The sequence below is a fragment of the Variovorax nivicola genome (assembly GCF_051216475.1).
Classification (GTDB): domain Bacteria; phylum Pseudomonadota; class Gammaproteobacteria; order Burkholderiales; family Burkholderiaceae_C; genus Variovorax.
Map to the genome: position 1 here is coordinate 44,466 of NZ_JBPJZK010000019.1, position 10,202 is coordinate 54,667.

Below are 10,202 nucleotides of genomic sequence, written 5' to 3' on the forward strand. Positions count from 1 at the left end.
CTTATCTTTTGAATTTGCCGTCGCTGACGATCGACAGGTCCACGAAGTCGATGCCCGTGTGATCGGTCGGCGAGTAGCTCACCTCGAGCCCGCCGCCCACGTCGTACTGGAAGTTGTTGAGCGTGGCGATGAGCTTTGCGCGCGTGGGCTTCGGGCCCGTGCGGCGCAGCGCCTCCACCATCACCTTGGTGGCGACGAAGCCTTCGAGCAGCGCGGGCGACAGGTCGTTCTGGCCCTTGGCCTTGGCCAGCGCCAGCGCTTCCTTGATGAGCGGGTGGCCGAAGGAGCGCTCGTAGGGCAGCACCTGCGTGATGATCACGCCGGCACTGGCCGAGCCCAGTTCCTTGATGAAGCCCGAGGCCGCGTTGTTCGACAGCGTGATGATCTGCGCCGCCGAGCCCGCGGCGCGCAGCGCCTTGATGCCATCCGTCACGGCAGTGCCCGAGCCGATCCACAGCACCGCCTGTGCGTTGGCCTTGGTCAGCTGCGGAATGATCGCCGCGAAGTCGGGCTTGTTGCGGTCGGCCAGCGCGATCACGGCCGGCTTCAGGTTCGCTTTCTCGAAGCCCTTGTTCGCGCCTTCCATCGCGTCCTTGCCGAAGGAGTCGTCGGCCTGCACGACGGCGATGCGCTGGATGCCGGTGGTCTGCAGGTGCTGCACGGCCTTCTCGGCCTCGCGCTGGTAGGTCGAGCGCACGTTGAAGATGTTCTTCTGCAGCGGCTTGTGCAGCGCCATCGCGCCCGTCGAAGGGCCGACCAGCGCCACGCCGTACTTGTCGAGCAGCGGAATCACCGCGAGCGTGTTGGGCGTGCCGCGGTTGAGCAGCAGCGCGACGACCTTCTTGTCTTCGATGAGCACGCGCGTGTTCTCCAGCGAACGCTTGGCGTCGAGGCCGTCGTCCATGCGGATCACCTCGATCTGCTCGCCGTTGATGCCGCCCTGGGCGTTGACCTGGTCGATGACCAGCTGCGAGCCCATGATGGTTTCCTTGACGCTGGCCGCCACCGGGCCTGAAAGGTCGGCCGACTGGCCGATCAGGATCTGGGCCGATGCGCCCTGGGCCGCCATGGCCAGGAGCAGCGCCACGGCGCAGGACGTGAACGTCTTTTTCATCGAGCAAAGCCTTTCCACGAAGCGGAGCGCTTCTGTCAGCAGGTGTGTAATGTGTTGCTGAACGTCACTTGCCGCCAGTTCGCGGAAACCCTGTCAAACCAAGGTTTGCAGAACGCCCAAAGCCAACGGCCCGCCGGTTGTGCCAGCGGGCCGTTGGTTCGGAAGGCGTTGTCGAGGGGCGGGGCTCAGCGCTTGAAGCGACCATCGCTGATGATCGAAAGGTCCGCGAAGTCGATGCCGCTGTGGTCCTGCGGCGAATAACTCACCTCCAGCCCGCCGCCCAGGTCGTAGCCCTTGAGGCTTTCGAGCGCAGCGACCATCTTCGCGCGCGTGGGCTTGGGCCCCGCGCGGCGCAGCGCCTCCACCAGCACCTTGGCCGAGGCGAAGCCTTCGAGCATGGCCGGCGACAGCTCCACCTGACCCTTGGCCTGTGCGAGTGCCAGTGCTTCCTTCACCATCGGCTGGCCGATCGAGCGCTCGTTCGGGAACACCTGCGTCACGATCACGCCCTTGCTCGCGTCGCCCAGCTGCTTGATGAAGCTCGACGAGGCGTTGTTCGACAGCGTGACCACCTGCGCCGCCGAGCCCGCCGCGCGCAGCGCCTTGATGCCGTCGATCACCGCAGCGCTCGAGCCGATCCACACCACGGCCTGCGCGTCGGCGCTCTTGATGGCAGGCACGATGGTCTTGTAGTCGGGCTTGTCGCGGTCGGCCGGAATGGTCACGGTCGGCTGGGCCTTGCCCTTGGTGAAGCCGGTCATCGCGCCTTCGAGCGCGTCGGTGCCGAACGAGTCGGTCACGTGCACCACCGCGATCCGCGTGAGGCCGATGGTCAGCAGGTGCTGCACCGCCTTCTCGGCCTCACGCTGGTAGGTGGCGCGCACGTTGAACACGTGCTTCTGCAGCGGCTTGTGCAGCACCATTGCGCCGGTGGAGGGGGCGATGAGCGCCACGTCGTACTTGTCGAGCCACGGGATGATGGCCTGCGAGTGCGGCGTGCCGCGGCTCATGAACAGCGCCAGCACCTTCTTGTCCTCGATCAGCACGCGCGCGTTCTCGCTGGCGCGCTTCACGTCGAAGCCGTCGTCCATGCGCAGTATTTCGATCTTCTCGCCATGGATGCCGCCCTGGGCGTTGACCGAGTCGATCACCAGCTGCGCGCCGCCGATGGTCTCGTTCACGCTCGCGGCCACCGAGCCGGTCACGCCAGTGGTCTGGCCGATCAGGATCTGGGCCGATGCGCCCACGGCGCTGAAGGCCAGGAGGGCGGCGGCGCAAAGCATGCGCGTCGTCGTCTTCGTCATGGAAATCTTTCGAGGGAATGGGGGAAGCGGTTTGTGAGAAGGTGAAAACTAATGTCGTATTTGTTTCTGAAAGTATCGTGAATTCCATTCGGACAAACCCCTGCGCAGCCACCGACCTTGTGACGTAGTGCACAAATCCGTCATTGCGCACTCCCTAGAATGTTTGCCCCACCCCCCAAGGCACTCATGACACAGGGCTCCATCCGGATTCGCGGCGCGCGCCAGCACAACCTCCAGAACCTCGACCTCGACATCCGCACCGGCGAGATGACGGTGGTCACCGGGCCCAGCGGCTCGGGCAAGTCCAGCCTCGTTTTCGACACCCTCTACGCCGAAGGCCAGCGGCGCTATGTGGAAACCTTTTCCGCCTATGCGCGCCAGTTCCTGGACCGCATGGACAAGCCGGCCGTCGACAAGGTGGAGGGCGTGCCGCCCGCCATCGCCATCGACCAGACCAACCCGGTGCGCTCCTCGCGCTCCACGGTCGGCACGATGACCGAGCTGAACGACCACCTGAAGCTGCTCTTCGCGCGCGCGGCCAACCTGTTCGACCGCGAAACCGCGCTGCCGGTGCGCCACGATTCGCCCGACAGCATCTATGCGCAGATCGTCGAGCGCGCGGCGGTCGCGGGCGATCCGCGCCTCGTCGTCACCTTTCCGGTCGAGCTGCCCGCGAGCACCACGGCCGAAGAGGTCACCCAGTGGCTGTCGGCCAGCGGCTTCACGCGCGTGCAGGCCGAGCGCGAGGTGGCCACGCCCACCGGGCCGCGCAAGGTGCTCGACGTGGTGGCCGATCGGTTCCGCGCTTCCAGCGCCGAGCGCTCGCGCGTGGTCGAGGCGATCGAGGTGGCGCTCAAGCGCGGCAGCGGGCGCGTCACCGTGCATGCCACCGGCGCTGAAGAGAACGCTCCTACCGACGTGTGGAAGTTCTCGACCGGCCTGCACTGCCCCGAGAGCGACATCCGCTACGCCGACCCGATCCCGTCGATGTTCTCGTTCAACTCGGCCGTGGGCGCCTGCGAAACCTGCCGCGGCTTCGGCCGCGTGATCGGCGTCGACCTGGGCCTGGTGATTCCGAACGACAAGCTCACGCTGCGCGCCGGCGCCATCAAGACCATCCAGACGCCCGCCTGGAAAGAAGCGCAGGACGACCTCATGCGCCACGCCGAAGCTGCCGGCATCCCGCGCGACACCCCCTGGAACAAGCTCACCGACGAGCAGAAGCACTGGGTGATCGAAGGCACGCCCAACTACAAGGAAGGCAACTGGAACAAGCAGTGGTACGGCGTGCGGCGCTTCTTCGGCTACCTGGAGAGCAAGGCCTACAAGATGCACATCCGCGTGCTCTTGTCCAAATACCGCAGCTACACGCCGTGCCCCACCTGCAGCGGCGCGCGCCTGAAGCTAGACAGCCTGCTGTGGCGCATCGGCAGCAAGGAAGACGCCGACGCGGTGCTGCCGCCCGAAAAGCGCTTCATGCCCACCGGCGCCAAGTGGGCGCGCGCGCAGCTCGAAGCCCTGCCGGGCCTATGCCTGCACGACCTGATGCTGCTGCCCATCGAGCGGCTGCGCAGGCTCTTCGACCGCGTCGAGCACCACGGCAACGGCCACACGGTGAGCGAAGGCGAGACCCAGGCGCTGAAGCTGCTGTTCGAAGAAATCACCACGCGCCTGCGCTACCTGCATGACGTCGGCATCGGCTACCTCACGCTCGACCGCCAGAGCCGCACGCTGAGCGGCGGCGAAGTGCAGCGCATCAACCTCACGACTGCGCTCGGCACCTCGCTGGTCAACACGCTGTTCGTGCTCGACGAGCCCAGCATCGGCCTGCACCCGCGCGACATGAACCGCATCACCGAGGCCATGCTGCGCCTGCGCGACGCCGGCAACACGCTGGTGGTTGTGGAGCACGACCCGGCCGTGATGCTGGCCGCCGACCGCGTGATCGACATGGGCCCCGGCCCCGGAGCGCGCGGCGGGCAGATCGTGTTCGACGGCACCACCGACCAGCTGCGCGACGCCGACACGCTCACCGGCCAGTACCTGGGCGGGCGCAAGAAGATCGGCATGGGCTTCAAGCGGCTCGTGAGCGAGAACACGCACCGCCTCATCCTCGAAGGCGTGCGCGAGCACAACCTGAAGAACATCGCGGTCGAGTTCCCGCTGGCGCGGCTGGTGTGCGTCACCGGCGTCAGCGGCTCTGGCAAGTCCACGCTGATCCAGGACGTGCTGGCGCCCGCGCTGATGCGCCACTTCGGCAAGGCTACGGAAACCCCTGGCGCGCACGACCGCATGCTGGGCGCCGATCACCTGGGCGACGTGGTGTTCGTCGACCAGTCGCCCATCGGCAAGACCGCGCGTTCTAACCCCGCGAGCTACGTGGGCGCGTGGGACGCCATTCGCGAGATCTTCGCCACCGCGGCGCTGTCTCGCCAGCGCGGCTACACAGCGAGCAAGTTCAGCTTCAACTCCGGCGACGGGCGCTGCCCGACCTGCGGCGGCTCGGGCTTCGAGCACGTCGAGATGCAGTTCCTGTCCGACGTGTACCTGCGTTGCCCCGACTGCGATGGCAAGCGCTACCGCCCCGAGATTCTCGAAGTGCGCGTGGAGCGCAAGGGCAAGAGCTACAACGTGGCCGACGTGCTCGACCTCACCGTGGCCGAAGCGGCGGTAGTGTTCGAGGCCGACCGCGACGTGCTGCGCGTGCTGCAGCCGATTTCCGACGTGGGCCTCGACTACGTCAAGCTCGGCCAGCCCGTGCCCACGCTGAGCGGCGGTGAAGCCCAGCGCCTGAAGCTCGCGGGCTTCCTGGCGGAAGCCGCCAAGAGCGCGACGTCGAGCAAGCAGTCAGTGGCGCGCAAGGGCACGCTCTTCCTGTTCGACGAGCCGACCACCGGCCTGCACTTCGACGACATCGCGCGCCTGATGCGCGCGCTGCGCAAGCTGCTCGACGCCGGCCATTCGCTGATCGTCATCGAGCACAACCTCGACGTGATCCGCGCGAGTGACTGGCTCATTGACCTCGGCCCCGAAGGCGGCGAGGGCGGTGGCCAGGTGGTGGCCGAAGGCACGCCCGAGCAATTGCGCGAGAACCGCGCTTCGCTCACCGGCGCCGCGCTGGCCGACTACGAGCTGGCCATCGGCCCCGATGCCTACAAGGTGGCCGAGCGCGCCGCGCGCCGCTACATCGCCAACGCGAAGACGGCACCGGGCAGCAACGCGATCGAGATCGTCAACGCGCGCGAGCACAACCTGAAGAATCTCAGCGTCGACATTCCGCGCGGCAAGTTCAGCGTGGTCACGGGCGTGAGTGGTTCGGGCAAGTCGACGCTGGCCTTCGACATTCTTTTCAACGAAGGGCAGCGCCGCTATCTCGAATCGCTCAATGCCTATGCGCGCAGCATCGTGCAGCCGGCCGGCCGGCCCGAGGTGGATGCGGTGTACGGCATTCCGCCGACCGTGGCCATTGAGCAGCGCCTGTCGCGCGGCGGCCGCAAGAGCACCGTGGGCACCACCACCGAGGTGTGGCACTTCCTGCGCCTCTTGTATGTGAAGCTAGGCATCCAGCACTGCATTCACGATGGCGCGGCCGTGCAGCCGCAGACGCCCGACAGCATCGCCGCGCAGCTGATGCGCAACTTCAAGGGCCAGCACATCGGCCTGCTCGCGCCGCTGGTGAGCAACCGCAAGGGCGTGTACACCGAGCTGGCCGATTGGGCGCGTCCGCGCGGCTTCACGCACCTGCGCGTGGACGGCGACTTCCTGCCGACCACCGGCTTCCCGCGCATCGACCGCTTCAAGGAGCACAGCATCGAGCTGCCGGTGGCCAGCCTCGACGTGCTGCCCTCGAAAGAGACCGAACTGCGCGAGGCGCTGACCAAGGCGCTCGAACACGGCAAGGGCGTAGTGCACGTGCTGAGCCAGCTCGACGGCCTGCGCGCCGCGATGATGGCGGGCGTGTCCGCCGCCGGCATCGGCCGCGTGAACGTGTTCTCCACGCTGCGCGCCTGCCCGGTGTGCAGCACCAGCTATGCCGAGCTCGATCCGCGGCTGTTCAGCTACAACAGCAAGCACGGCTGGTGCCCCGATTGCGTGGGCACGGGCGTCAAGCTCAGCAAGGACCAGCGCAAGGTGTTCGACGACTCCGTGCTGGCCGACGACAACAAGGGCCGCGAGCAGACCTTTGCAGAACCCGAGGTCGAGGACCTGGCCGACGTGGTCTGCCCCACCTGCGAAGGCACGCGCCTGAACGCCACGGCCCGCGCCGTGGGCTTCGGCACCACGGCCGACGGCTCGGGCGGCATCGGCATCACCGAACTGGCGCGCATGAGCGTGACCGAGGTGCGGCAGTGGTTCGAAGGGCTGTCGCTCGCGGGCCGCGAGGCGGAGATCGCGCGCGATCTTGTGCCCGAGATCAAGAGCCGGCTCGAATTCCTCGAAGAAGTGGGCCTGGGCTACCTCACGCTCGACCGTGGCGCGCCCACGCTTTCAGGCGGCGAGGCGCAGCGCATCCGCCTGGCGGCGCAGCTCGGCAGCAATCTGCAGGGCGTGTGCTACGTGCTCGACGAGCCGACCATCGGCCTGCATGCGCGCGACAACCAGATCCTGCTGAACGCGCTGCACAAGCTGGGCGACAAGGGCAACACGCTGGTGGTGGTGGAGCACGACGAAGACACCATCCGTCGCGCCGACCACATCATCGACATCGGCCCGAGCGCGGGCAAGCGCGGCGGCCGGCTGGTGGCCGAGGGCTCGGTGGCCGACATCCAGAACGCCGGCGATTCGCAGACCGGCCGCTACCTGCGCGATGCCATCAAGCACCCGCTGCAGGCGCGCCGCCTGGTGCCTTCGCCCAACCCCAAGGCCACGGACAACGGCGAATGGCTCACCGTGCATGGCGCCGACCTGCACAACCTGCAGGACGTGACCGCCACGCTGCCGCTGCACCGCCTCGTGGTGGTCACCGGCGTGAGCGGCTCGGGCAAATCGACGCTCGCGCGCGACGTGCTGCTGGCCAACGTGCACGGCATCGTGGTGCAGCGCATGACCAAGGCGGGCCGCGATGCGGACGCCGCGGGCAAGCGCCCGGCGTGGGCCGGCTGCAGCAAGGTCGAGGGCTATGAAACCATCGACCGCGTGCTCGAAGTCGACCAGACGCCCATCGGCAAGACGCCGCGCAGCTGCCCGGCCACCTACATCGGCTTCTGGGACACCATCCGCAAGCTCTTCGCTGACACGCTCGAGGCCAAGGCGCGCGGCTACGGCCCGGCGCGCTTCAGCTTCAACACCGGCGAAGGCCGCTGCCCCGGCTGCGACGGCGCGGGCGTGCGCACCATCGAGATGAGCTTCCTGCCCGACGTGAAGGTGCCCTGCGAGGTGTGCCACGGCGCGCGCTTCAACCCCGAGACGCTGGCCGTGAGCTGGCGTGGCAAGAGCATCGGCGACGTGCTGAAGATGGAAGTCGACGAGGCCGTCGAGTTCTTCGCCAGCATGCCCAACATCAGCCACCCGCTGCAGCTGCTGAAGGACGTGGGGCTCGGCTACCTCACGCTGGGGCAGCCCTCGCCCACGCTCTCGGGCGGCGAGGCGCAGCGCATCAAGCTGGTGACCGAACTGAGCAAGGTGCGCGACGACATCACCCGCCGTGGCCAGAAGGCGCCGCACACGCTGTACGTGCTCGACGAGCCGACCGTGGGCCTGCACATGGCCGACGTCGAGAAGCTGATCCACGTGCTGCACCGGCTGGTGAACGGCGGCCACAGCGTGGTAGTGATCGAGCACGACCTCGACCTGATCGCCGAGGCCGACTGGATCCTCGACCTGGGTCCCGAAGGCGGCAACGCCGGTGGGCGCATCGTCGCGGCGGCGCCGCCGGAAGAGGTGGTGCGGCTGGGCACGCACACCGGCGTGGCCTTGGCGCCAGTGCTGGCGCGATAGGACAGGGCGGGGCTCGCCCCGCCCTCCTGTTTCTGGCCTATTTCTGGATATCGCCCAGGCAGAGGTACTTGATCTCCACGTAGTCGTCCATGCCGTGGTGCGAGCCTTCGCGCCCCAGGCCCGACTGCTTCACGCCGCCGAACGGCACATGCTCGGTGGCGATCACGCCGGCATTGATGCCGACCATGCCGTATTCCAGCGCTTCGGCCACGCGGAAGATCCGGCCCACGTCGCGCGTGTAGAAGTAGCTCGCCAGGCCGAACTCGGTGTTGTTCGCCGCGTCGATGCCGTCCTGCTCGGTCTTGAAACGGAACACGGGCGCGAAGGGGCCGAAGGTTTCTTCTCGCGCGCACAGCATGTCGGGCGTGGCTTCGGCAATCACGGTCGGCTCGAAGAACTGGCCCTGCATCCTGTGGCCGCCCGCCAGCACCTTGCCGCCCTTGGCGATGGCGTCGGCTACATGGCGCTGCACCTTGTCGATGGCCGCATCCTCGATCAGCGGGCCCTGCGTCACGCCGTCCTCGAAGCCGTTGCCGACCTTGAGCGCCTTCACCTTGGCCGCGAATTTCTCGACGAAGGCGTCGTAGATGCCTTCCTGCACATACAGCCGGTTCGCGCACACGCAGGTCTGCCCGGCGTTGCGGTACTTGCTCGCGATGGCGCCTTCGACAGCCGAATCCACATCCGCGTCGTCGAACACCAGGAAGGGTGCGTTGCCGCCTAGCTCCAGCGACAGCTTCTTCACCGTCGGTGCGCACTGGCTCATCAGGATGCGGCCCACTTCGGTCGAACCCGTGAAGCTCAGGTGGCGCACGACGTCGCTCTCGCACAGCTCCTTGCCGATCGCGATGCTGTTCTGGCTGTCGGCCGTGAGCACGTTGAGCACGCCCGCCGGAATGCCGGCCCGCACCGCCAGCTCCGCTGCAGCAAGCGCGGTCAGCGGCGTGAGTTCGGCCGGCTTGATGACAACAGTGCAGCCCGCGGCCAGCGCCGGCGCCACCTTGCGGGTGATCATGGCGAGCGGAAAATTCCACGGCGTGATCGCCGCGCACACGCCGATGGGCTGCTTCATCACCAGCAGGCGGCGGTTGTTGTCGAACTGCGGCAGCACCTCGCCATTCACACGCTTGGCTCCCTCGGCAAACCACTCGATGAAGCTCGCGCCGTAGGCAACCTCGCCCTTGGCCTCGGCAAAGGGCTTGCCCTGCTCGGCGGTCATCAGGCGGCCGAGGTCTTCGGTGTTGGCGATCAGCAGGTCGAACCATTTGCGCAGCACGATGCTGCGCTCCTTGCCGGTCTTGCCGCGCCAGGCGGCGAGCGCCTTGTTGGCGGCGGCGATGGCGTGCGCGGCGTCCGCACGCGTGAGGTTGGCGACGTCGACCAGCTTCAGGCCGGTGGCCGGGTCGTTTACGTCGAAGCGGCTGGCACCGGCGATCCATTCGCCGGCGATCAGCGCATCGGTCTTGAGCAGGGTCGGGTCGTTCAGCAGTGCGAGGGGAGAGGTTTTCATGTTCATGGTGTTTGGGCTTGTCTATGTTCTATTTGGGTTGGAGTGAGGGTTGGGGAGCGATCACGCCGACGGCGTGCTCTGCTCCGCGAATGTCCCCCGGCCTGCGGCCTCCTCCTTTATTTCGCTGCGCAGAGCACACCATCGACGTGATCATTCAGCGCAGCGCCTGATCCGGCGGCACTACAGCCGCGTCCATGTGCGAATGGCATCGGGTACTCCTCGCAGCGAAATAAAGACACCGTTGTGCCTGTCAAGCACCGGCCGTCTTGAGGTAGTTCGCGTCGAAGGGTTTTCGAGACCTCAGGACGCCGTAGGCGATGGCCAGAAGCTTGTGCAT

Annotated in this window: 4 protein-coding genes; 1 reads left to right on the forward strand and 3 read right to left on the reverse strand. The window is 67.2% G+C overall.

Annotated elements, in window-relative coordinates:
• Position 1 precedes the first annotated feature (1 nt).
• Positions 2-1,114, reverse strand: a complete 1,113-nt coding sequence (locus tag ACSFBF_RS34755) for an ABC transporter substrate-binding protein (RefSeq protein WP_435474892.1) — start codon at positions 1,112-1,114, stop codon at positions 2-4.
• Between the two features lie 185 nt (positions 1,115-1,299).
• On the reverse strand, positions 1,300-2,418 hold the full coding sequence (locus ACSFBF_RS34760) for an ABC transporter substrate-binding protein (RefSeq protein ID WP_435474894.1): 1,119 nt from the start codon (positions 2,416-2,418) through the stop codon (positions 1,300-1,302).
• A 186-nt stretch (positions 2,419-2,604) separates the two neighbouring features.
• On the opposite strand from ACSFBF_RS34760, the gene uvrA reads away from it, so the two are divergent.
• Positions 2,605-8,355, forward strand: a complete 5,751-nt coding sequence (uvrA, locus tag ACSFBF_RS34765) for an excinuclease ABC subunit UvrA (protein WP_435474896.1) — start codon at positions 2,605-2,607, stop codon at positions 8,353-8,355.
• Between the two features lie 37 nt (positions 8,356-8,392).
• On the opposite strand, the gene ACSFBF_RS34770 is transcribed toward uvrA, so the two are convergent.
• Positions 8,393-9,871 carry an NAD-dependent succinate-semialdehyde dehydrogenase gene (locus ACSFBF_RS34770; RefSeq protein WP_435474898.1) on the reverse strand — a complete coding sequence of 493 codons (1,479 nt, stop codon included), beginning with the start codon at positions 9,869-9,871 and terminating at the stop codon, positions 8,393-8,395.
• Positions 9,872-10,202: the final 331 nt, after the last annotated feature.

Coding starts and splice junctions, on each gene's coding strand:
- ACSFBF_RS34770 (WP_435474898.1), bottom strand. CDS start 9,871: ATGAACATGAAAACCTCTCCCCTCGCACTGCTGAACGACCCGACCCTG.
- ACSFBF_RS34755 (WP_435474892.1), bottom strand. CDS start 1,114: ATGAAAAAGACGTTCACGTCCTGCGCCGTGGCGCTGCTCCTGGCCATG.
- uvrA (WP_435474896.1), top strand. CDS start 2,605: ATGACACAGGGCTCCATCCGGATTCGCGGCGCGCGCCAGCACAACCTC.
- ACSFBF_RS34760 (WP_435474894.1), bottom strand. CDS start 2,418: ATGACGAAGACGACGACGCGCATGCTTTGCGCCGCCGCCCTCCTGGCC.